This window comes from Vreelandella jeotgali Hwa, from assembly GCF_000334215.1.
GTDB lineage: Bacteria > Pseudomonadota > Gammaproteobacteria > Pseudomonadales > Halomonadaceae > Vreelandella > Vreelandella jeotgali.
This window is the reverse complement of the sequence record NZ_AMQY01000013.1, coordinates 75033-96810: the sequence shown is the minus strand read 5'-3', so window position 1 is coordinate 96810 and position 21778 is coordinate 75033. Positions and strand designations below refer to the sequence as shown.

19 protein-coding genes and 1 pseudogene are annotated in these 21778 nt (G+C 63.5%); 3 read left to right on the top strand and 17 right to left on the bottom strand.

The window, feature by feature from the left end; all coding sequences use genetic code 11:
* Nucleotides 1-243 (top strand): hypothetical protein (locus C793_RS14610; protein WP_217994464.1); only part of this gene is annotated, 243 nt, incomplete at its 5' end.
* A gap of 144 nt (nucleotides 244-387) precedes the next feature.
* On the opposite strand, the gene C793_RS0106010 is transcribed toward C793_RS14610, so the two are convergent.
* Together C793_RS0106010 and C793_RS0106005 are read right to left on the bottom strand one after the other, a co-directional pair.
* The gene (locus C793_RS0106010) at nucleotides 388-1119 is read right to left on the bottom strand and encodes a sulfite exporter TauE/SafE family protein (protein ID WP_017430036.1); all 732 of its coding nucleotides are present in this window, start codon (nucleotides 1117-1119) and stop codon (nucleotides 388-390) included.
* Nucleotides 1112-2335 carry a multidrug effflux MFS transporter gene (locus C793_RS0106005; RefSeq protein WP_017430035.1) on the bottom strand — a complete coding sequence of 408 codons (1224 nt, stop codon included), beginning with the start codon at nucleotides 2333-2335 and terminating at the stop codon, nucleotides 1112-1114. The genes C793_RS0106010 and C793_RS0106005 overlap by 8 nt, the downstream gene beginning before the upstream one ends.
* Nucleotides 2336-2495: 160 nt before the next feature.
* Between C793_RS0106005 and tal the strand changes: the two genes are divergently transcribed.
* Nucleotides 2496-3443, top strand: coding sequence for a transaldolase (gene tal / locus C793_RS0106000; protein WP_017430034.1), 948 nt, complete (start codon nucleotides 2496-2498; stop codon nucleotides 3441-3443).
* Nucleotides 3444-3514: 71 nt separating this feature from the next.
* Here tal and C793_RS0105995 read toward each other — a convergent pair whose 3' ends face one another.
* The 9 genes and pseudogenes from C793_RS0105995 to C793_RS0105950 all read right to left on the bottom strand — a co-directional run bounded on the left by C793_RS0105995 (nucleotide 3515) and on the right by C793_RS0105950 (nucleotide 14614).
* Entirely contained in the window at nucleotides 3515-4027 is a 513-nt protein-coding gene (locus C793_RS0105995) for an STAS domain-containing protein (protein ID WP_017430033.1), read from the bottom strand.
* Nucleotides 4017-4832: pseudogene (locus C793_RS13575) on the bottom strand (PP2C family protein-serine/threonine phosphatase); the annotation flags it as partial. The gene C793_RS0105995 and the pseudogene C793_RS13575, both read right to left, overlap by 11 nt.
* Before the next feature lie 80 nt (nucleotides 4833-4912).
* Entirely contained in the window at nucleotides 4913-5707 is a 795-nt protein-coding gene (locus C793_RS0105985) for an MlaA family lipoprotein (RefSeq protein WP_017430031.1), read from the bottom strand.
* A gap of 33 nt (nucleotides 5708-5740) precedes the next feature.
* A complete protein-coding gene (locus tag C793_RS0105980) occupies nucleotides 5741-6862 on the bottom strand; it encodes a beta-ketoacyl-ACP synthase III (protein WP_017430030.1) in 1122 nt (373 codons plus the stop codon).
* Between the two features lie 84 nt (nucleotides 6863-6946).
* Entirely contained in the window at nucleotides 6947-10858 is a 3912-nt protein-coding gene (hrpA, locus tag C793_RS0105975; RefSeq protein WP_245550197.1) for an ATP-dependent RNA helicase HrpA, read from the bottom strand.
* A 256-nt stretch (nucleotides 10859-11114) separates the two neighbouring features.
* Nucleotides 11115-11318 (bottom strand): tautomerase family protein, encoded by a 204-nt coding sequence (locus tag C793_RS0105965; protein ID WP_017430028.1) that lies wholly within the window; start codon nucleotides 11316-11318, stop codon nucleotides 11115-11117.
* 122 nt (nucleotides 11319-11440) lie between these two features.
* Nucleotides 11441-13126, bottom strand: a complete 1686-nt coding sequence (locus C793_RS0105960; RefSeq protein ID WP_017430027.1) for an AMP-binding protein — start codon at nucleotides 13124-13126, stop codon at nucleotides 11441-11443.
* A 154-nt stretch (nucleotides 13127-13280) separates the two neighbouring features.
* On the bottom strand, nucleotides 13281-14090 hold the full coding sequence (locus C793_RS0105955; protein WP_017430026.1) for a class II glutamine amidotransferase: 810 nt from the start codon (nucleotides 14088-14090) through the stop codon (nucleotides 13281-13283).
* Nucleotides 14091-14170: 80 nt separating this feature from the next.
* Nucleotides 14171-14614, bottom strand: a complete 444-nt coding sequence (locus C793_RS0105950; protein ID WP_017430025.1) for a hypothetical protein — start codon at nucleotides 14612-14614, stop codon at nucleotides 14171-14173.
* A gap of 59 nt (nucleotides 14615-14673) precedes the next feature.
* On the opposite strand from C793_RS0105950, the gene C793_RS0105945 reads away from it, so the two are divergent.
* Nucleotides 14674-16785, top strand: coding sequence for a S9 family peptidase (locus tag C793_RS0105945; protein ID WP_026106141.1), 2112 nt, complete (start codon nucleotides 14674-14676; stop codon nucleotides 16783-16785).
* 17 nt (nucleotides 16786-16802) lie between these two features.
* Here the strand turns inward: C793_RS0105945 and C793_RS0105940 are convergent, their stop codons facing one another.
* From C793_RS0105940 to dnaX, 6 genes are all read right to left on the bottom strand, one after another.
* Nucleotides 16803-17252, bottom strand: coding sequence for a YcgN family cysteine cluster protein (locus C793_RS0105940; protein ID WP_017430023.1), 450 nt, complete (start codon nucleotides 17250-17252; stop codon nucleotides 16803-16805).
* Between the two features lie 7 nt (nucleotides 17253-17259).
* Complete coding sequence (locus C793_RS0105935; RefSeq protein ID WP_017430022.1) at nucleotides 17260-17574, bottom strand: YcgL domain-containing protein; 315 nt, start codon at nucleotides 17572-17574, stop codon at nucleotides 17260-17262.
* The gene (rnd, locus tag C793_RS0105930) at nucleotides 17571-18701 is read right to left on the bottom strand and encodes a ribonuclease D (RefSeq protein ID WP_017430021.1); all 1131 of its coding nucleotides are present in this window, start codon (nucleotides 18699-18701) and stop codon (nucleotides 17571-17573) included. Before rnd ends, C793_RS0105935 begins: the two co-directional genes overlap by 4 nt.
* A 132-nt stretch (nucleotides 18702-18833) precedes the next feature.
* Complete coding sequence (gene recR, locus C793_RS0105925) at nucleotides 18834-19439, bottom strand: recombination mediator RecR (protein ID WP_017430020.1); 606 nt, start codon at nucleotides 19437-19439, stop codon at nucleotides 18834-18836.
* A 3-nt stretch (nucleotides 19440-19442) separates the two neighbouring features.
* Complete coding sequence (locus C793_RS0105920; protein WP_017430019.1) at nucleotides 19443-19769, bottom strand: YbaB/EbfC family nucleoid-associated protein; 327 nt, start codon at nucleotides 19767-19769, stop codon at nucleotides 19443-19445.
* A gap of 91 nt (nucleotides 19770-19860) precedes the next feature.
* The gene (gene dnaX / locus C793_RS0105915) at nucleotides 19861-21714 is read right to left on the bottom strand and encodes a DNA polymerase III subunit gamma/tau (protein WP_017430018.1); all 1854 of its coding nucleotides are present in this window, start codon (nucleotides 21712-21714) and stop codon (nucleotides 19861-19863) included.
* Nucleotides 21715-21778 lie beyond the last annotated feature (64 nt).

The window sequence follows — 21778 nt, the reverse complement described above, 5'->3', positions numbered from 1 at the left end:
AACGTATCTCAAACGGATTCCATGCCTGCTGAAAACAGCAGCGCACCGAATCCTGACGAGTCGCTTGCCTTGATATTGGGTGATTTGTCACCCACACCGGCAAGCGCCCACATGAATTACCTGATCAACTTGTTAAAGAGCGTCTCGCGGGCCGTGTCGGCTGCGAGGAGGGCGTATTCTACACCCCTTGATGTTCCTGTCAACGGCGATGAAAAAATAAAATCAAACCAAGACATCGCGTAACCGACTGACAGGCAAGGCCTTTTCGGGCCCTGAACCGCCGGCAACGCGGGGCGTCGCCGGCAGCGGATGCGTACTATAAGGGCTGTGGATTCTGCTGGCAAGAGGTTTCTTTATTTTTTGCACAGCTCAGGCTGGAGGCTATGTCTATAACAGCAGCCCCAGCGCCGAGCACACGCAGAGCGTCAGCGAAATAGTCTGTAGCCAGCGACGGTTGAGGCGCGCCGCGATGCGATTAGCCAGCGCATTGCCCAGCAGTACGGCCGGCAGGAGTGTAAGCGCAGCGCCAAAGTGCCAAATACCCACCTGCCCTGCCAGCGCCAGGGTGATAATGGTCAAGCTGGACGTCACGATAAAGAAGGCAGCCAGATTGCCGCGCACACGGTCAGGGGGCAATCCGTGCATCAGCAGCACCATGGGCGGCCCACCAATGGACGCCACGGTACCAAAGATGCCCGACAGCACGCCCGCCAGAAACAGCGTGAGGCGATTCATCGGCAGCCGCAGGCGGAAAAGCGTCACGCCCACGGCAAAAAGCACGATCGCTGCAATCAGCTTCTCCATGATGAACATCGGCGCTGCGAGCAACAGCCACACCCCCAGGCCGTTGCCGGGAAGCCGTCCGACCAGCGCCATGCCGATGGATCCGATACTGACCTCATGCCAATAGTGGCGCACCATCATCAGCGATACGGTCAACCCGAACAGCACCAGCACAACGGGCACCAGCCGGGGTTCCAGCATCAACAGCAACGGCGCGCTGACCACGGCCAGGCCAAAGCCCGTGGCGCGCTGAACAAACGCCCCCGCCGTAAGCACTGCAGCCGCCCCCAGCCAGACCTCGGGCGCCATATCCAGCCATGCCAGAATATTAAACACGGCTATCGGTTTCTGCCTGCGACTCCGAAAGGGTGTCGGGCACCGGGGTCGGCGTGAGCCAACGCACGCCGATATTGCCCACCACCGAGGCCAGCAACATCATCAGCACCATGGGCCACATATTTTCAATTTCAAAATAGCCCACCATCATCCCGGAAAAGGCACCGCTGCTGAATTGGATACCGCCCAGCAGGGCCGTTGCCGTGGCGCTGATATGGCCAAAATGATCCAGCAGGGAAGAAATCGAGTTGGGCGTAATCAGGCCGATCATGCCGGTGAAGCACATGACCAGTGCCACAACGACAGGCAGGCTGTTCAGCCCCAGCGCGGTAATCAGCACCAGCAGGCTGGCAGCCGTAAACTGCACCGCAAGGCCCAGGCGCAGGTTTTGCTGTGGAGTGCGCGTTTTCAGCAGATAGATATTCACCCGGTTGGACGAGGCAATAATAATCACGTTGGCGCCAAACACGAAGGGATACAGCGCCGGAGACAGGGAGAAATACTCCATATAGACATACGGCGAGGCGGTCACGAAGGCGAACAGACCGGCAAAGGTTGTCGCCACTGCGCAGATATAGCCCATGCCCTCGCGGTGACGCAGAATGCTGGCATAGTTGCTCAACACCTGGCGTGGCGATGCCGACGGCAACGTCATGTCGCGTGTTTCGGGCAGTTTGGTGCCCAACAGCCAGAGCAGAAACAGCGCATAGCCAGCCAGAAAGACAAAAATCAGCCACCAGTCCACTGCATGCAACAGGGCACTGCCGACACTCGGCGCCACCAATGGCGCCAGCATCATGATCATCGCCATGGTCGACATGACCCGGGCCGCTTCCCGGCCCTGAAAGCAGTCGCGCACAATCGCCGCCGAATTCACCACACAGGCACCGCCGCCCAGCGCCTGTATAAAGCGAATGAACAAAAGCGAGCTGAGGCTATCCACCTGGGTAAGCGCCAGGCTGGCCAGAGCAAAAACGGTAAGCCCCCCGGTCAGCACGGGCTTGCGTCCCAGACGGTCGGACAGCGGCCCGAAACACAGCTGTCCCAGGGCAAAGCCCAGCAGGAAAATACTGATGGACAGCTCGGTGTGGTGAATACTGGCCTGAATGGTATCGGCCAGCGCCTCCATGGCCGGCAGGTAGGCATCAATGGCAAACGGCGCCAGAGCCGTATTGGCGGCTACCAGTAGCGCCACGCGGCGAGGGTTGAGTTCCATGCGGCTCCCCAGACAAATGAAGTAGTAGCGGCTTGCGGACCTAACCGCCCGGGCCCTGCCACAAGGCCGCTTATCATAGACGATTTGCTGCCCGCTGGCAGCGCTGTTAGTAGCCGGCCTGCCTTGCTAGAGTAACGCCACGATGACAAAGGAGCACGATATGGCCGTAAGCCTGCTATCCCAACTCAAGCAAATGACCACCGTCGTGGCCGATACGGGCGATCTTGATGCCATTCGGCGCTTTCAGCCGCAGGATGCCACCACCAACCCGTCGCTGATCCTGCAGGTAGCGCAGCAGGAGCAGCAGCGTGAACGCATGGCCGGTATTGCTCGGGACAGTCACGACCTCAACGACGCCGTTGATCGCGTGGCCGTCGATATTGGCAGTGAAATCAGCGCACTGGTACCCGGCTATGTATCCACCGAGGTCAGCGCCCGGCTGTCGTTTGACCGCGACGCCACCGTTGCTCGTGCCCACTCGCTGATCGAGCGCTACCAGCAGGCGGGCGTCGACCCCGGGCGCATCCTGATCAAGATCGCCGCCACCTGGGAAGGCATTCAGGCAGCCGCACAGCTGGAACGCGACGGCATCCAGACCAATCTGACGCTGCTGTTCGGCACAGCTCAGGCGCAGGCCTCGGCGGATGCCGGCGCTACCCTGGTGTCGCCGTTTGTCGGGCGGATTCTCGATTGGCACAGGGCCAGGCAGCCCGACGCGGATTTCAGCGGCGCCAATGATCCCGGGGTTATATCGGTCAAGGGCATTCACGATGATTTCAAGGCCCACGGCTACACCACCATCGTGATGGGCGCCAGCTTTCGCAACGCCGGCGAAATCAAGGCATTGGCCGGCTGCGACCGCTTGACGATTTCGCCGGGACTGCTGGATACGCTGGACAACGAGACCGGCACGCTGACCCGCCAGCTGGACAACGCCCCGGCCAGCCAACAAGCCGACGCCCGCGCACCGCTGCACGAGGCGGCGTTTCGCTGGCAGCTCAATGAAGACGCCATGGCGGGTGAAAAACTGGCGGAAGGCATTCGCAAGTTCATGGCCGACCAGCGGCGGCTGGAAGCGCTGCTCGAGGACCTGAGCCGAAAACACTGAACCCGCTGCCCCTTCCCGGCAGGCGCAATATACACCGAAACGCCAACCGGGCTCGGTGACAGTAAGCCGGCTTAACGCTCGGGGCTGCTGTCCTGAGCCTCCAGCATACTCACCAGCGGCTGAAACTCTTCGCGATTATGCTCGTTCATGTGCATCAGAATGCGGTGAGCTTCGAGAATACGATCGCGCAGGCCGCTTTCATCGGCGAGCACTTCGGGAAGATCCTCGGCGCTATCGGCAATGCCCGGACGCAGCGGCTCGCCCAGCAGAGTAAAGAAGCGGGAAAAGCCCATCACGTCGAGCATCTGCCGCACGTCGGGGTTATCCACAATAATAGTAGGCGGCTGCTCCAGGCGGTTTTTCACCGCCATGGCCACCTTGGCCAAAAAGCCCAGCGCCGTCGAATCCACGTTGGTCGCCTCGCGCAGGTCGATCATCACCGCGCAGAGCCCCGGCGTCTCGGCCAGCCGCTGCGCCTGAATATCCAGAGTGGCGCACAGCGTCAGACGCACGTCGCCGCTCAGCTTGAGGACAAATACCCCGGAATCAAATGCCGCCTTGATGCGACCTTCCTCAATCAGCATGGCCAAATCCGCTCACCATCATGATGGTTAAATCATCGGGCAGCGCCTGTCGATCGTCGCTCGTCTCGTCCGGCACCCGCGTCAGGTCAACCGAGGGGCTGGCACGGGTGAGACGGTCGCGCAGCTGCTCGAGTGTGGTGCTGTCACGCAATAACTGCTCAAGCTCCCCGAGGCGCGCCTCAAGCGTATCCCCTGGGAGGCATTCGAGCACGCCGTCCGAACAGAGCCACAGCATGAAGTCGGGCGGCAGCGAACGGCTCAATACCGGATAGGCGGTGTCGGGGAACAGCCCCACCGGCATGCCTTCGCCGGCCAGGCGCTCCACCTCGGTGCCGAACGTAAGTACCGGCATGGGCATCTGAGCGCCCAGCGAATAGTGCAGCGTCCGCGTATCGTGGTCAATCACGCCCACAAACAGCGTCGCGTACTTGCCGATGTCGGTATCCTGCAACTCCCGATTCAGCTCTGCAAGCCATTCCGCCGGCAGGTTCTCGGGGTGCTCGCCGTTCCAGAGTTGCAGCCAGCGGGTGAACAGATACTTCAGCAATACCGTGACAAAGGCCGACGAGGCCCCGTGGCCGGAGACGTCGGCAAAGTAGAACGCGCTGTAGCGATGGCTGTAACGCTGATAGCCCAGAAAGTCGCCGGATAAATACAGCGACGGCGCCAGCCAGTAATCAAAACGCACGCCGTTGAGCGTCCGCGGATGCACCGGCAGCAGGCGCCGCTGGATATGGCCCCCGCTTTGCTGATCCATCCGCAGCAGCCCCAGCTGGGTTTCCAGCGCGTCGTTCTGCTCCGCCAGCCAGGCACAGCGCTGCCGGCACGCCTGGAGCGTTTCGGATTCCCCGACATCCCGCTGGTTATCGTGCTTCATCACAAGCCTCAATCAGCGGCGCTGTCGTCGCTGAAGTCCGCGTCATCAAACTCGAAGTCATCATCGGCGAAGGGATCATCGCCGGTTTCGCCGTCGTTGATTCTGAACGCCCGGTTTTGCAGGTAGGCATCGCGCATGAAACGGTAGCGATCCCCCTGAACCAGGTCTTCCTGCTCCAGCAGACCGGCCCGCTTATCAATCAAATTCAGCGCGCCCAGACCAATCCGGGTCTTGTCATCGTCGACGTAGGTCACCGGATACGTCGCCATGTTGGCCGGCAGACCGGAGGCATCACGCAGTGTACTCGGGCCGAAAAACGGCAGCACCAGATAGCGTGAATCCTGCCATCCCCAGGCGGCAAACGTCTGACCGAAATCTTCCTGTTGCCGGCGGATATCCATCTTCGTGGCCACATCAAAGAGCCCGCCAACGCCGACCGTGGTGTTGATCAGCAAACGCGACGTCGAGCGGCTGGCGTTTTCCACCTTGCCCTGCAAGAGGCTGTTCAGCACGGTGCGCACTTCGCCCAGGTTAGCAAAGAAATGGCCGACGCTGTCCTCTACCGGCTCCGGCGTAATCGTATGGTAGCCGCTGGCCACCGGGCGCAGCGCATAGCGGTCGAGCACATCGTTGAACGCAAACACCTTGCGGTTGAACCCTTCCCAGGGATCTTCGGGCTGAGGCTCAGTATCGACCGACTGGCCGGCACAGCCGCTCAGCACCGCGGCAACGGTCAACGTCAGCGGCAGCGTCGCCGCCCGTTGCAGACCCGGCGCCAGGCGCCATTGAAAATTATTGAACATGGCTATCTCTTCAGGAATGACAATAAAGCGGGGCTAGGCTTTTTGCAGCACGACGCTACCCGCGCTGTAGCCGGCACCGAACGAGCAGATAACGCCAATATCGCCAAGCTTCAGCTTTTCACGATGCAGGTGAAAGGCAATAATGGACCCCGCCGAGCTGGTGTTGGCGTAGCGGTCGAGAATCACCGGCGCCTGTTCCAGCGTCGGCGCCTGCCCCAGCACCTTGCGGGCAATCAGGTCATTCATGTGCTGATTGGCCTGATGCAGCCAGAGCCGGGTGATATCGCCGCTTTCCAGCTCCAGCGATGCCAGATGACGGCGAATAAGGTCAGCCACCAGCGGACACACTTCCTTGAACACGCGTCGCCCTTCCTGCACAAACAGCTTGTCCAGCGCATTCGGGTCGGCATCGGTCACGCGATTCAGGAATCCGGCATTGTTGCGAATGGCGTTGGAAAACTGCGTGACCAGCCGCGTACCCAGAATAGCGTAGCGCTCTTCGGCGCGGGCAACGGCGTCATGTTCCAGCACCAGGGCCGTGCAGGCATCGCCGAAAATGAAGTGGCTATCGCGGTCGCGGAAATTCAGGTGCGCCGAGCAGATTTCCGGGTTGACCACCAGCGCCCGCTTGACGCTGCCCGCCGCGATGGCATTGGCCGCGGTTTCCACGGCAAAGGTGGCCGAGCTGCAGGCCACGTTCATGTCGAAACCGTAGCCAGCGGTGCCCAGCGCCTGCTGCAGCTCCACGGCCACGGCCGGGTAGGCGCGTTCGAGATTGGAGCAGGCAACGATCACCAGCTCGATGTCCTCGGCAGCGACATCGGCACTGTCCAGCGCCTGACGCGCCGCTGACAGCGCCATGCTGCACTGGATCGAGGGCTCGTCGTTACTCCGCTCGGGCAGATGCGGGCGCATACGTTCAGGATCAAGGATGCCCTCGGCGTCCAGCACGTAACGACTCCTGATACCCGACGCCTTTTCGATAAAAGCGCAGCTGGAGTATGCCAGCGGATCGCGCTCACCGGCATCAATGGCCTCGGCATGGCGGGCATTCTCCGCATCCACCCAAGCATTGAACGCCGTGACCAGGGCGTTATTGTCCACAGCATGCTCGGGGGTGTACAGCCCGGTGCCGGATATTACCACCTCTGTCATACCAGTCTCCTTGTCGGCGGCACCCCGCCCTGCTCGAGAGTCTACGGCCGTGTCGGCACCGCCCGCTTTGCGATGCGTGATGGCCTATACGCGGGTGATGTCCTGCCAGTGTTTTTCCAGTCGCTTCACCGACACCGGCATGGCCGTCCCCAGTTGCTGGGCGAACAGTGAAACACGCAATTCCTGCAGCCACCAGCCAAAGGTGACCAGCTCCGGCGACTCTACCTGCCCCCGGCGCTCACTCTCACGCCGGGCATCCAGGCGCGCCTCCAGCGCCTGAATCTCGCCCATCAGCATCTGATCGCGGCTGCGTTCGCGCGGGGCTTTTTCCAGGCGAATCAGCGCCGCCTGCATATAGCGCGGATAGCACGTCAGCCATTCGCCGGCATCGCAGAGAAAGCCCGGATAGACCAGCCGCTGCATCTGCGCCTTGATGTCACTGTAGACCAGCGCCAGAGCAAAGTTGAGTTTGCCCTTGAGCACCTTGCTCACTTCAAGATGCTCCTGGAGCGCGGCGTGGGCCTGCTGCAGCAGCGCCTCGGCCCGGGGGATCAGCTGCTCGCCGGTGTCGCCCAGGCGCTGTTCGAGCGCTTTAGCAGAGCGCGGCAGCGGGTCGACGGCGACAACCCGGGTAAAGGCGGCTTCTACCAGGTCGTCGATAAACGCCTGCTTGCTGCCCACCCTGGCAAACAGCAGTGCGCAGGTTTCCACGTCCTTGAGCCGGCGAATCTGCTTGACCCACTCCGGTCGTTCGGCCATGGCCAGCTGCGCAATGCCTTCGCGGTGGGCCGCTTCTGCCTTGGCCGGATGATCGTAAAGCGTGACGTTGAAGTCTCTGCCGTCCCGAGTCAGCGCCGGGTAGGCCTCCACGCGAATACCCGCCTGTTCGGTCACACGGGATTCGGGCAGCGCCGTCTCCGGCAGGCCGTCGACGCTCGGGGCGTCGTTGACCTGAGCGGCCAGCGCACGCGCGCCCTGGCTGGCGGCGTCTTCAAAGCGCTTCTCCAGCGCGCGAACGTCGCGCCCCTGGCCCAGAGTCTGACCGTCGTGGCCCACCACGCGCACATTCATGAGCCAATGCGCTTCCAACTGTTCAAGGCGCCAATCGTCGGCGCTTATCCGGGTGCCGGTGCGCCGGCGGACAAACTCGCCCAGCGCTTCGGTCAGCGGGCGGTCATCGGCCACCAGGGTTTCCAGCGCGGCGTCGACCCAGTCGGGAATCGGCACTACCTGCCGACGCAGGCTCTTGGGCAGCGATTTCATCAGCGCGATGCACTTGCCGCGCAGCAGCCCGGGGACCAGCCATTCCAGCGCGTGCACCGGCAGCTGGGGCAGCATGGCGGCGGGGACGGTCAGCGTCACGCCGTCGTCGTCGGCGCCCGGGGCAAAGTGATAGCTGACCGGGTAGCTCACCCCGCCCAGCGTCAGATGATCCGGGTACTGCCCGCGAGTGACCTCTTCGGCGTCGCGCGCCTTCAGCGCCTCCAGGTCGAACTTGAGCAGGTCCGGCGTCTCGCGCTCGGCCTTTTTGCGCCAGCTTTCAAAGCCCTTGCCGTTGACGATATCCGCCGGAATCCGCTGGTCGTAAAACGTAAACAGCGTCTCTTCATCGACCAGAATATCCCGGCGGCGGGCGCGGTCCTCCAGATCTTCCACTTCATCGATCAGCGCGCGGTTGTGGGCAAAAAACTCGCCCCGGGTGCGAAACTCGCCCTCTACCAGCGCCCGGCGGATAAACAGTTCACGCGATTCCTGCGGGGCGATGGCGCCAAAATTGACCCGCCGGCCGCTGACAATCGGCAGGCCGAACAGCGTTACCTGCTCTTTGGCGATCACCTGGGCGCGTTTCATCTCCCAGTGCGGGTCGCTGTAGCTGCGCTTGACCAGGTGGCGGGCTTCGGGCTCGATCCACGCCGGATCGATTTTGGCCACGGTACGGGCAAACAGCCGCGAGGTTTCCACCAGCTCGAAGGCCATGACCCATTTGGGGGTCTTTTTGGCCAGCCCCGAGCCCGGGTGGATCACGAATTTGCGGTTGCGCGCGCCGAGGTAGTCGCGGTCTTCGGTCAGCAGCCCCAGGTTGGATAAAAGCCCCGAGAGCAGCGCCTGATGCAGCTTGCCCGAGGTCTTGCGCCTTGCCTGGCGGGCCTCTTCTTCACTTTGCGCCGGGTCGCCGGGCGTCGGCGGCGGCACCTCGATATACATGTTGCGCAGCAGCTGGCGCAGCTGGCGGAAGGTATCGTGCCATTCGCGTACGCGCAGATAGTTGATGTAGTGGTCGCGGCACCAGCGCCGGAGCTGATTGCCGGACAGCGCTTCCCGGGCGTTTTCAATGCCGTGCCAGAGATTGACCAGGGCGACAAAGTCCGACTCCGGCGAATGCCAGCGATGGTGCGCCTGATCCGCGGCCTGGCGTTTGTCCGCAGGGCGCGCGCGGGGATCCTGGATCGACAGCGCCGACACCACAATCAGCACGTCGCGCAGGCTGCCGCGATCGGCGCCGGCCAGCACCATACGCGCCAGGCGCGGGTCGATGGGCAGCCGCGAAATCTGCCGGCCCAGCTTCGTCAGGTCGTTCTTATCGCTGACCGCGCCCAGCTCATACAGCAGCCGAAAGCCGTCCTTGATAAAGCGCGGGTCCGGCGGATCGACAAACGGGAACGCCTCGATGCTGCCCAGCTTCAGCGAGAGCATGGACAGAATCACCGAGGCCAGATTGGTACGGCGAATTTCCGGGTCGGTAAACTCGGGCCGGGAGAGAAAATCCTCTTCGTCGTACAGGCGAATACACACGCCTTCGGCGATCCGCCCGCAGCGGCCCTTGCGCTGGTTGGCGCTGGCCTGACTGACCGGCTCAACGGGCAGGCGCTGAATCTTGGCACGGTAGCTATAGCGGCTGATACGTACCAGCCCCGGGTCGATCACGTAACGGATCCCCGGAACGGTGAGCGAGGTTTCCGCCACGTTGGTCGCCAGCACGATACGCCGCCCCCGGTGCGAGGCAAACACCCGATTCTGCTCGGCGTTGGACAGCCGCGCGTACAGCGGCAGCACTTCGGTGCCGCGCAGGTCGGCCCGGCGCAGAGTATCGGCGGCCTCACGAATCTCGCGCTCGCCGGGGAGAAATACCAGCACGTCCCGAGGGCCGTGCTGCCAGCCCTTCTCGCGCTCGATCCCCTCGATCTCTTCCACCGCCTGAAGAATACCTTCCTGGAGGGTACGGTCGTCTTCGTCGTCGCCGTCGCGGACCAGCGGCCGATAGTGCACATCCACCGGATAGGTACGCCCGGTGACCTCGACCACCGGCGCCGGGCGATCCGGCGTGCCGAAGTGCGCCGAAAAGCGCTCCACGTCGATGGTCGCCGAGGTGATGATGACCTTGAGATCCGGACGTTTGGGCAGCAGCCGCTTGAGATAGCCCAGCAGAAAATCGATGTTCAGGCTGCGCTCGTGGGCCTCGTCGATGATGATGGTGTCGTAGCGCAGCAGCAGCGGATCGTTGCGGGTTTCGGCCAGCAGAATACCGTCGGTCATCAGCTTGACCAGGGTGGTATCCCGGCTCTGGTCGGTAAAGCGCACCTGGTAGCCGACCTGATCGCCCAGCGGCGTATCCAGCTCCTCGGCCAGGCGGGTGGCCACGCTTCGCGCCGCCAGCCGCCGAGGCTGGGTATGGCCCACCAGCCCGCGCCGACCGCGCCCCAGCTCCAGGCAGAGCTTGGGCAGCTGGGTGGTTTTGCCCGAGCCGGTCTCCCCCGCCACGATCACTACCTGATGCTCGTCCAGCGCCTTGAGAATATCCTCGCGGCGCTCGACCACCGGGAGTTCCGGCGGGTAATCGAGGCTTACGCGCTGCGCACGACGCGCCTGGCTAACCGGCGCGGCGCGCTCCACGTCGCGGGTGAGTTCATTCAGGCCGCGATCCACGGGCTTGCCGTCGCGCAGCCGCCGCTCCAGCCCCGCCAGTCGGCGCTGGATACGTTCGGCGTCGCGCAGCATGAGTTCGGGCACGGCCTGCTTCAGCGCCTTCAGACGCTGGGCATCGCTGGCATCGGCGCTGTGGCGCAGTCTGTCGTTGAGCGGCATCTCGATGAAAGAGTCCGGGGTATCGGTCACGGTCGGCTCGGTTTATCAGCGGCCGGAAAGCACGGGCGACGCGGTGTCGCTGGCGGCCTTCCGGTACAAAAAACGGCCCGCTCGGTTGAGCGGGCCGGGCATTGTAACGCTTCCGGGCAGCCAGCGCCTAACCTTGCGGTCAGGACGTTTTATCGGCACGGCGCCTGGCCACCGACTCACCGGCCACGCCAAAATCCTGGACGTCCACGTCGGAAAGCAGAATGCGCACGCTTTCCGGCGTGCAGTCGATGGATTCGACGCAGGCGTCGGTGACGTTGTTGATCAGCGCCTCTTTCTGCTCGGCGGTGCGACCTTCAATCAGCTGGATGTTCACAATGGGCATGGTGGGCTCCGTATCGGCAAGCGGGATGGCGTATCACGCTAATGGAAATATTTTTCACAAAAATGTGAACGCCATGATTCCAACTTGCCGCCGGGGTGTCAAAGCCCATCGCGCCCGGGGCTTTACGCACCGGCACTGTCGCCATCGCGCAGCTGACGGCGCAGCACCTTGCCCACGTTGCTTTTGGGCAGCTCATCGCGGAACTCGATATGCCTGGGCACCTTGTAGCCGGCCAGCGACTTTTTACACCAGCGCTTCAGGGTACTGGCATCCAGGGTTGCGTTTTTGGCGACCACGTAGAGCCTGATGGCTTCGCCGCTGTCGTCGTCGGGCACCCCCACAGCGGCGGATTCCATGACGTCGGGATGGGCCGCCACCACGTCCTCGATTTCGTTGGGGTAAACGTTAAAGCCCGAGACCAGGATCATGTCCTTTTTGCGATCCACAATGCGGACATAGCCATCGTCCTGCAGCACGCCGATATCGCCGGTGGCAAACCAGCCGTCGGTTATCGCACGCTGCGTTGCCTCGTCGGACTGCCAATAGCCGCTCATCACCTGGGGGCCTTTCACGCAGAGCTCGCCGGGGTCGCCCCAGGGCTGATCCCGGCCATCGGCATCGACCATCTTGACCGCCGTGCCGCCAACCGGTTTGCCGATGCTTCCCAGCTGAATGGCATCGCTGGGATTGAACGTCACGATGGGCGAGGTTTCGGTCAGCCCGTAGCCTTCGGCAATGGGGCAGCCGGTCACTTCATGCCAGCGCTGGGCTGTCGGGGTGGTCAACGCCATGCCGCCGGAGATGGTCAGGTGCAGCGCCGAAAAATCCAGCTGCCTGAAATCCTCCCGCTGGCACAGCGCGTTGAACAGCGTATTGAGCCCGACAAACCCGGTGAAAGCCCGTTTTTTCAGCTCCTTGACGAAGGCATCCAGGTCCCGCGGGTTGGGAATCAGCACCGAATGGTTGCCGGTATCCACCAGAAACAGGCAGTTCACGGTAAACGTATAGATGTGGTAGACGGGCAAGGGCGCGATGACCGTCTCTGTTCCTTCGCCGATATTGCCGCCGATGGCCTGGCGCGCCTGCACCATGTTGGCGACCAGATTGCGGTGCGTGAGCATCGCGCCCTTGGGCTTGCCGGTGGTGCCGCCGGTGTACTGCAGCGCGGCGAGATCGTCCAGGCAGCGCGATACGTCGCCGTTGGCCAGGGTGCTGCCCTTTTTCAGCGCCTGGCGAAACGGCATCGATTGGGGCAGCGAATACGTCGGCACCATCTTTTTGACATGCTTGACGGCGGCATTGACGACCCAGCGCCGGGGCGCATCGTGCAGGTCGGCCAGCTCGGTGACCAGCACCCGGCGAATCGCGGTTTTATCCAGCACCGCCTCCAGCTTGGCGGCCATGTTGGCGAGAATCACAATGGCGCTGGCCCCGGAGTCCGCGAACTGATGCGCCATCTCGCGCTCGGTATACAGCGGGTTGGTATTGACCACCACCATGCCGGCGCGCAACGCGCCAAACACCGCCACGGGAAATTGCAGGACGTTGGGCAGCTGGATGGCAACGCGGTCACCGGGCTCAAGATCGGTTTCGTGGGTCAACCAGGCCGCAAAATTCCCCGACAGACGATCCAGATCATTGAAATCCAGGGTTTTCCCCATGCAGCTGAAGGCCGGATTGCGACCAAAGCGTTCGACGGCCTTGTGCAACACATCCGTAATCGACCCGTACTGCTCAAGCCCGTCCAGTGCCGGCCCCTGGAGCACCCTGTCGGTGTCCGGCGTGGAGGAAGAGGCATGTTCGCTCATCGGCAATCTCCGCTATCCGTGTCGATGTGGCAACCGACGTTGTTGTTGTCCGCGTTACGGCTATCGATTCACCATATACAACCCGCTGGAAGCTGTAAAACGACCGATTGAAACTTTTGTTTCACTTGCGACGTTTGTCTGGATTGTCCCGGTGTTATTGCTCTGGCGTTGCCGGGCTTTCTGCTTCCGCCAGGTAGCGCGCCTGGATCCTGCCGTCCTTCCACACCAGCAGTTCACCGGGCGCCATTCGCTGCCAGTTTTCGTTGTGCGTCAGCGGCTCGGTGGCAATCACCGAGACGATATCATCCGGCGTGGTGTGCTCGACAAAGTTGACCGTCATGTCGGCATCCGAGAGTTCGGCCTCGCCAAAGGGCGCGCAGCGGGTAATATGCGCCAGCTGCGTCGAGCAGTAGGTATACAGGTAGTCGCCGTCCGAAAGCATCAGGTTGAAAACGCCCAGACCGCGCAGCCGCTCGCAAAGCTCGTGAAGGTATTGCCACAGCCGCTCGGTATGCTCGGGAGGATGGGGAAAGGCGCGGCGTATCTCGCCCAGCAGGAAACAGCAGGCGTGTTCGCTGTCGGTGCTCCCCACCGGGGTGTAGCTGCCCAGCGGTAGATCTTCCCAGCCGGATAGCTGGCCGTTGTGCGCATAGCACCAGGGACGCCCCCACATTTCCCGGGTGAACGGGTGCGTATTGGCGAGCGTGACATCGCCGACGTTGGCCTGGCGAATATGGCTGATGACCACCCGGGACCTGATCGGGTAGTCGCAGATCAGGCGGGCAATGGGCGAATCCACCGACGGGTGCGGATCGCGAAACTCGCGGTAGCCGCCCTCTTCGTAAAAAGCGATACCCCAGCCGTCGCGGTGCGGGCCGGTACCGCCGCCGCGATGCAAAAATCCGGCAAAGCTGAAGCAGATGTCGGTCGGTACGTTAGCGCTCATGCCCAGCAGTTCACACATTACGGCATCCTTTCACAACGAACAGGGCTCCACAGCGAAGGGGCTTCATGGCCGCTTTTACAGCAGCGGCCATGCGCGCTTCAGCCGATCACCGGCTCGCGACGAGTGCGCGATTCAGCGGGCTCTGCCCCGGTATGCGAAGTGTTATCGGCAGACGCTGCCTCGGCGTCGCGCTGCCGGCGCGGACGATGCAGCCACCAGATGGCGATACCCACCAGCGCGCCCAGGGTGATACCGCTCAGCAGCCACATCAGGCCGCCGCCCAGCGCCGCCGAATCCTTTTCCAGAAATCCCACGGCAGCGACCATGGCCGACGGCGCCCAGCCGTGATATACCCCGCCTTCCTCGACCAGCGGCAGGGCAAACGTCGCGGGCATCCACATGGCGCCGCCGATTGCCCAGGTCAGTGGAAGACGCAACAGGCGCGGTAAAAAGGCCAGCGCCAGATAAACCGCTCCCAGCACCAGGATCGACACCCCGTAATAAACCAGCCAAAGCAGTGACATTGAGTCGGCAAACAGCATAATACTCCTCGTATGGATGTTCTCATCCGCGCTACATTTTTCGTTATGGTACCCGTCAATTGAACACAGCACAGCATGACCCTAACGGGCTTTCACCGGTGTCGCACTATCGCCGCTCCGACGATCCCGGCTGGCACTGGCTCGAAAACAGCGACAGCGCCGATACCCACGCCTTTTTGCACGCTGCCAACGCCGAGCATGGCGCCTGGTTTGCCCCGCTGGCGCCGCTGGCCGACGCGCTTTACCAGGGCCATCTTGCCCGGCGCGAGCTGGCGTCCACCAGCCCCGAGACCCGGCTCGACCACTATACGTTTTACAGCACCATCGATGCCGAGGCCGACTATCCGCGCTGGTGGCGCTATCCCAACGGCAAACCCGACGCGCGGGAATGCTTTTTCGACCTGCCCGATCGGGCCGCCGGCCGTGATTTTTTCGAGATCGGCGACATGGCACTCACCCCCGACGAACAGTGGCTCGCCTGGACCGAAGACACCCGGGGCGACGAGCGCTTTGCCCTCTGGCTGAAAGCCCTGCCCGACGGCGAGCCTCGGCCGCTGCTCGACGACATCGGCCCGGCGCTGTGCTGGGCGGAAGATCAGACCGCGCAGAGCGCAACGCTGCTGTTTACCCGCTTTGACCCCACCCAGCGCCCGGATAGCGTCTGGCGCCTGTCGGTCGCCCTCGATGAGACGGCCGAAGACGGCGCCGCGCAGCTTGTTTGGCGGGAAGACGACGCCGAATTCTGGGTGGGCATGGACAAAACGCGCTCCCGGCGCTGGCTGGTGCTGGAAAGCGCGTCCAAGGACACCAGCGAAACCCGAATTGTGCCGGCGGCCGCCCCGGATACCGCGCCGATCTGCCTCCATCCTCGGCAAGCCGGCGTCGAGGCCAGCCTCGACCACCGCCCGGGCTTTTTCTACTGCCTGCACAACCGCGCCGGCGCGCAGTTTCAACTCGACGTTATCGACGAAGACCAGGCGCTTGCCGAAGCGAGGCAAAGCAAGGCGCGGATAGGCTGGCAGCCGCTGGTCCCCCATCGGGACAACGCCACCCTGGAAGGCGTGGACGCCTTTGCCTGGGGGCTGGTGCTGGCCGAACGCGACCACGACCAGGCTCAGGTGACGCTCCGCCGGCTGATATTGAACAACGCCCACGACACTCTCGGCAACGATATTCTCGCGCTGCCGGAAACGCCCTGCTCACAGCTGCTGGAAGACGCCCCGCACTTTGACGCCCAAACGCTCACCCTGCGCGAGGAATCCTTTACCCGCCCGCCGCGCTGGGTCGAGCTGGATCTCGCAAGCGGCGAGCGCCGGGTGATCAAGTCGCTGCCGCTGTACGGCGACCTGAAGCCGGACGATCTCATAAGCCTGCGCATCTGGGCACAAAGCGCCGACGGCGAAAGCGTGCCGGTATCGATTGTCATGCGCGCCGATCTCGCCGACCGCCCGCTGCCCACCCTGCTGTACGGCTACGGCGCCTACGGCGACCCCCAGGATCCCTGGTTTTCCATCGCTCGGTTGGAGCTTCTGCAGCGCGGCGTCGCCTTTGCCGTGGCCCATGTGCGCGGCGGCGGCGAGCGCGGCGAGCCCTGGTATTTGCACGGCAAGATGGCGCACAAGGAAAACAGCTTTGCGGACTTTCTCGCCGCGCGCAATGCCCTGGTGGAACAGGGCTTCAGCCGGCCCGAGGGCATCGTCGCCTACGGCGCCAGCGCCGGCGGCATGCTGGTGGGCACCTGCGTCAACCGCGCGCCGCAGGCGTTTTGCGCGGCGGTGCTGGATGTGCCCTTTGTCGACGTGCTGCGCACCATGCAAACCCCCGAGCTACCGCTCACCACCGCCGAGTACAGCGAATGGGGCAATCCCGAGGGTGCCGACGTCGCGGCGCGCATCGGTGGCTACTCGCCGGTAGATAACGTCAAGTCGCAGCCCTACCCGGCGCTGTGGATCGAGGGCAGCTGGTTTGATACCCGCGTTACCTACTGGGAGCCGGCCAAGTTCTATGCACAGGTCCGGCAGCACCAGCAGGGAACGTCGCCGGTGCTGCTGTATACCGATATGCAAAGCGGCCACGGCGGCGCCTCGGGCCGATTCAAGGCCTGGCGCGATGCCGCGCGGCAGGATGCGTTTATTCTCTGGGCGCTGGGGCTCGCCACAAAGCAGGCGTGACAACCCCCGGCCACCGCCTACATCGGCAGCACGGCGATAATGTGCTCTTCCAGGCGGTGTTCGGGCACGTCGTCCTGAGACACGGCAACGCCGCGCACGCTGACGCCCTTGCGGTGCACGCGCTCGGCGTCGTTGCTCAGCAGCGGGTGCCAGCCGGCGAGTTTGCGGCCTTCGGCCACGCGACGGTAGCCGCAGGTGTGCGGCAGCCAGGTAAACTCCCGGACCAGCGCGGGCGTTAGTTGAGTGCAGTCGGGCACGCTGTCAAAACGGTTGGGATAGTCGCTGCACTGGCAGCTGTGGGTATCCAGCAGCCGACAGGCGACGTTGAGTACGGCCAGCTCCCCGGTGTCATCATCGTGGAGCTTGAGCAGGCAACACTGGCCGCAGCCGTCGCACAGCGCTTCCCATTCGGCGTCGTTGAGCTCTTCGAGATCAAAGCGCTCCCAGAAGCGTTCGCGCATCGGCATGGTCACCTCAGTAAACGGCCTGGGTGGGCGTCCGGTACAGATCGAGCAGGTAGTCGTCCCTGGCCGGCGGCATCTGAAAATAATAGCCCTGGTCGGCAATCGCGGCCAGCACATCCGCAGCGCTGGCCCGCGCCAGCGGCTTGTCGGCGGTCAACAGCAGGGTAAATACCGGTACCGGCTTGCCGAAGGGCTCCAGCAGCGCGTCGGGCACGTCTTCCAGCCCCCGACGCTTGTCCACATAGAGGTACATCTCGTCCTTGCGCGAACTCTTGAACACCTCGCAGATAATACGATCGGGAGCGACGGGATGGGCAGCGGTCATGACGCCTCCTTGAGTGTTTGCGTCAGCGATTCGTTCAGGCATTCACCGCGCCAGCCATCGGGCAGTTCAGGCTCCCGGCCGGCCAGCGCCTGCATGACAACGGCTTCGATATCCCGCCGGCGCATGAGCATTTCCGGCGCCATGTTCAGCGCCTCGGCGCGTTCGCTGACGGTCTTTTTCAACGCCTTGAACAGCGGCTTGAACGGCGGCCGCGCGGGGTCCGGCCAGGCCGGTGGCAGCGCCGCTGAATCGCAATCCCGCGCAGACTGCACCATGTCGAGCAGGGTATCGCCCTCTTTTTTCACCAGCGAGGGCCTGACGCCTTCCACATCGGCCAGCTCGGGGCGATTGTCGGGCATGGCAGCGGCCACTTCAAACAGTACCCTGTCGCTGACCAGCCAGTTGCGCGGCAGGTCACGCCGGCGAATTTCGCCTTCGCGCCAGGCGGTCATGCGCCGGTAGGCCTCGATCTGGCGCGGCGCCAACCGCCACAGCTGGCGCTGGCGGGTAAACCAGAGGGCATCCTGGCCGGGGTGACGCCCGGCCTGGTCGACCAGCGTTTGACACTGCGCCAACGCCCAGGCCATGCGCCCGCTCTCCTCCAGCGCCGCCGCCTGATGCTGCCAGACTTCCAGCAGGCAGATCACATCCAACGCGGCGTAGTCGCACTGCGACGCGCTCAACGGCCGCTTGAGCCAGTCGGAGCGGGTTTCTTCCTTGGGCAGGTCTTCATTCAGCCAGTGCGCGACCAGTTTCTGGTAACCCATCCCGGGCACGTCTCCCAGAAAGCCCTGAGCCACCTGGGTATCCATCATCGGAGCGGGCACCACGCCGGCCCAGCACTGAAACACCTCCAGGTCTTCGCTGCAGGCGTGGATCAACTTGAGCGCTTCCCCCTGCAAAAGCGCACAAAACGCCGGGGTGCACGCCACCGCCAGCGGATCGACCAGAAAGGTCTCGCCCTGGCCGGCAAACTGAATCAGCGCGGGAATCGGGTAGAAGGTTTTTTCGCGGAAAAATTCGGTATCCAGCGCGATGACCTCGGCGCCCTCGAGCCGGGTGCAGGCGGCATCCAGCGCTTCAGGCGTGGCAATCCACTGATACGTTGGGGAGTCAATCAAGGACAAAAGCAGGGTTCCCGAAAAGGCGCACACGCCATGCGTGCGGCGGGGTTGTTGACGACGATTGATGAGCGACGATGGATTCGCGAATGACCGGCAAAAGCTGGCCGGTAAAACGGATTGGCCAATGCCGGGCGCCTATTCGCTGGCAAACGGCAAACGGCCGTTGAAGGCCCGGCTGAGCGTACCGCCGTCGACGTATTCGAGCTCGCCGCCCATGGGCACGCCATAGGCCAGACGGGAAAACGTGACGCCGTAGGTGACCAGCTGGGTGGCGATGTAGTGCGCGGTGGCTTCGCCTTCGACGGTGGGATTGGTGGCCAGCACGATTTCACGCACGTTGCCTTCGGCAACACGCTGCTCGAGCTGTTCCAGACCGATCGACTCGGGGCCGATACCGTCAATGGGTGACAGGTGGCCGTGGAGCACGAAGTAGCGTCCGCCGAAACCGCCGGCTTCCTCGATCGCCAGCTGATCCGCCGGAGACTCCACGACACACAGCAGGCTGTCATCGCGCCGGGCGCTTTCGCACAGCGCGCACAGCGACGCTTCGGTGAGCGTCCGGCACCGCTGACAGTACCCCACGGTCTCGACCGCTTCGGCAAGCGTAGCCGACAGCCGCTTACCGCCTTCGCGCTCGCGTTCCAGCACGTGCATGGCCATGCGCTGAGCGGTTTTCGGCCCCACGCCGGGCAGCACCCGGAACGCGTCCATCAGCTGTTCGACAAGCGGGGAAAAGCGCATCGCTTAAAACGGCATCTTGAAGCCGGGCGGCAAATCCATACCGGCCGTGGCGCCTTCCATCATTTCCTTGGACGTGGCTTCGATCTTGCGCACAGCGTCGTTGACCGCGGCAGCCAGCAGGTCTTCCAGCAGCTCCTTGTCCTCTTCCATCACGCTCGGATCAATGCTGACGTTGCTGACATCGTGGCGGCCGTTCATGGTGACCTGCACCATGCCCGCGCCGGCTTCGCCCTGGACTTCGGCATTGGCGACGTCTTCCTGGGCACGCTGCATTTTTTCCTGCATTTCCTGGGCCTGTTTCATCATATTGCCCATTCCGCCTTTCATCATGGCGATGCCTCCCGGTGTTATATAGATAGGTTGAACGTCTTGTGCGAACGGCGCATGCAACCTCGGTCGAAAGCGTCGCATGCGTTGGCAGTCAGTCGGCGCGCCCGGCGGGCATGACACCGTTTTCGATAAAGGTGGCGCCAAAGGCCTGCTGTAGCTGTTGGATATGGGGATCACGATTGAGCGTATCAAGCGCCTGGGTCCGACGTTCCTGATTCAGCCGACCCTCGCGATACTGCGGTGTTTCCAGCGACGGATCCAGCGGCTCGGCGGTAAAAAATACGCGCCGCTCGATGCCCTGGGCAGCAAGCGCTTTGGCAATCCGGGTTTCGTGTATTTCTGCCTGCATGGCGGCCTGGTCAGGGTCCAGCCTGAGTTCGAGCGTCGTGCCGTCGTCGTGCTTCAGCTGGCAGTGCGCCGCCAGGTTGCGCGTCAGCCCGCCCAGCCCCAGCGCAGCGAAGCCGTCGAGCCAGCCGGCGTGATCCAGACGTCCGGGCGTGGCACTGTCGGGCACCGCGCTGTCGGAGGCCTCGTTGTCGGGCACCACGGCGTTGTCCGCCGGCGAAGGCGCTTCGGGCTCGAGGGCCGTCTCGGGCTCCGGCTCCGGGGCGATGTCAGGCGTGGGCTCCGGAACCGGCTCAGGCTTTGGGTCGGGCGGCGCCGCTGTCGGCTCAGCCGCCGGCGTTGCGTCGGCGTGCCAGGGCGGCGAGCTGGGTGGCGCTTCTTCCGGCGGCGGTGCCGGTTCGGCTGACGGAGCTGGCGATGTGGCGGCCGCAGGCGCCGAATCCGCCGCCGGGCGCTCGGGCTGCAGAGGCAGCGGCGTGGCCGGCGGTTTGGGTACGCCCTGGGGACGAAACGCCAGCATGCGCAGCAGCGTCATTTCCAGCGCGCTGCGCAGGTCCGGGGCATGCGCCATGTCGCCGCGTCCCTGAATGCCGATCTGGTAATACAGCTGAACGTCCTCAGCGGTAAAGCGCGCGGCCAGCGCCAGCACGTCATCGCGGTCGCCGTGACTGTTATCCACGGCGTCCGGCACCATCTGCGCCACGGCCAGGCGGTGCAAAATGGCGGTTATATCGTCCAGCACGGCGGCAAAATCGGGCCCCTGTTCCGCCAGGCCGGCGACTTCGCGCAGCAGGCGAGCCACGTCAATATCGGCCAGCGCTTCCACCAGCGCCAGCACATGGCGATGGTCCAGCGTACCCAGCATAGCCGCCACATCGGCGTGCTGTACCGTCCCCTGGCCAAAGGCAATGGCCTGGTCGGTCAGGCTCATGGCATCGCGCATGGAACCCTCGGCCGCCTTGCCCAGCAGCCATAGCGCGCTTTCCTCGAAGCTGATGCCTTCTTCGCCGAGCACATGGGTCAGGTGTTCGACAATGCGTTCAGGCGGCAGATGCTTGAGCGTAAACTGCAGGCAGCGCGACAGCACCGTGGGCGGCAGTTTGTGCGGGTCGGTCGTGGCCAGCAGGAATTTGACGTGGGGCGGGGGCTCTTCCAGCGTTTTCAACAGGGCATTGAAACTGCTGGTAGAGAGCATGTGTACCTCGTCCACCAGGTACACCTTGTAGCGCCCCTGGGTCGGGGCATACTGGACGTTATCCAGCAGTTCGCGGGTATCTTCCACCTTGGTCCGCGACGCCGCATCGACCTCGATCAGATCGACAAAGCGGCCTTCGTCAATCGCCCGGCAGCTATCGCATTCGCCGCAGGGCACGGACGTCACGCCGTCGTCGCCCTGACCGCCCGCCGTGCAGTTGAGGCATTTGGCCAGAATCCGCGCCAGGGTGGTCTTGCCCACGCCGCGGGTGCCGGTAAACAGATAGGCATGATGCAGACGCCCCTGATCCAGGGCGTTGACCAGCGCACGCTGTACGTGCGTCTGCCCCACGAGTTGATGGAATGTGCGTGGCCGCCAGCGACGGGCCAGAACCTGATAGCTCATGGGGCAGAATATCCTCGGGCGGGCGAAACAACCTGTAAAGGCGCCATTCTAGCGGCTACCGTCC

Coding starts and splice junctions, on each gene's coding strand:
- C793_RS0105935 (WP_017430022.1), bottom strand. CDS start 17,574: ATGACCGCTGCCCATCCCGTCGCTCCCGATCGTATTATCTGCGAGGTG.
- hrpA (WP_245550197.1), bottom strand. CDS start 10,858: ATGCTGCGCGACGCCGAACGTATCCAGCGCCGACTGGCGGGGCTGGAG.
- C793_RS0105980 (WP_017430030.1), bottom strand. CDS start 6,862: ATGACAGAGGTGGTAATATCCGGCACCGGGCTGTACACCCCCGAGCAT.
- C793_RS0105940 (WP_017430023.1), bottom strand. CDS start 17,252: ATGCCGATGCGCGAACGCTTCTGGGAGCGCTTTGATCTCGAAGAGCTC.
- C793_RS0105950 (WP_017430025.1), bottom strand. CDS start 14,614: ATGCTGTTTGCCGACTCAATGTCACTGCTTTGGCTGGTTTATTACGGG.
- C793_RS0105960 (WP_017430027.1), bottom strand. CDS start 13,126: ATGAGCGAACATGCCTCTTCCTCCACGCCGGACACCGACAGGGTGCTC.
- C793_RS0105920 (WP_017430019.1), bottom strand. CDS start 19,769: ATGATGAAAGGCGGAATGGGCAATATGATGAAACAGGCCCAGGAAATG.
- C793_RS0105955 (WP_017430026.1), bottom strand. CDS start 14,090: ATGTGTGAACTGCTGGGCATGAGCGCTAACGTACCGACCGACATCTGC.
- tal (WP_017430034.1), top strand. CDS start 2,496: ATGGCCGTAAGCCTGCTATCCCAACTCAAGCAAATGACCACCGTCGTG.
- recR (WP_017430020.1), bottom strand. CDS start 19,439: ATGCGCTTTTCCCCGCTTGTCGAACAGCTGATGGACGCGTTCCGGGTG.
- C793_RS0105995 (WP_017430033.1), bottom strand. CDS start 4,027: ATGCTGATTGAGGAAGGTCGCATCAAGGCGGCATTTGATTCCGGGGTA.
- dnaX (WP_017430018.1), bottom strand. CDS start 21,714: ATGAGCTATCAGGTTCTGGCCCGTCGCTGGCGGCCACGCACATTCCAT.
- C793_RS0106005 (WP_017430035.1), bottom strand. CDS start 2,335: ATGGAACTCAACCCTCGCCGCGTGGCGCTACTGGTAGCCGCCAATACG.
- C793_RS0105985 (WP_017430031.1), bottom strand. CDS start 5,707: ATGTTCAATAATTTTCAATGGCGCCTGGCGCCGGGTCTGCAACGGGCG.
- C793_RS0105965 (WP_017430028.1), bottom strand. CDS start 11,318: ATGCCCATTGTGAACATCCAGCTGATTGAAGGTCGCACCGCCGAGCAG.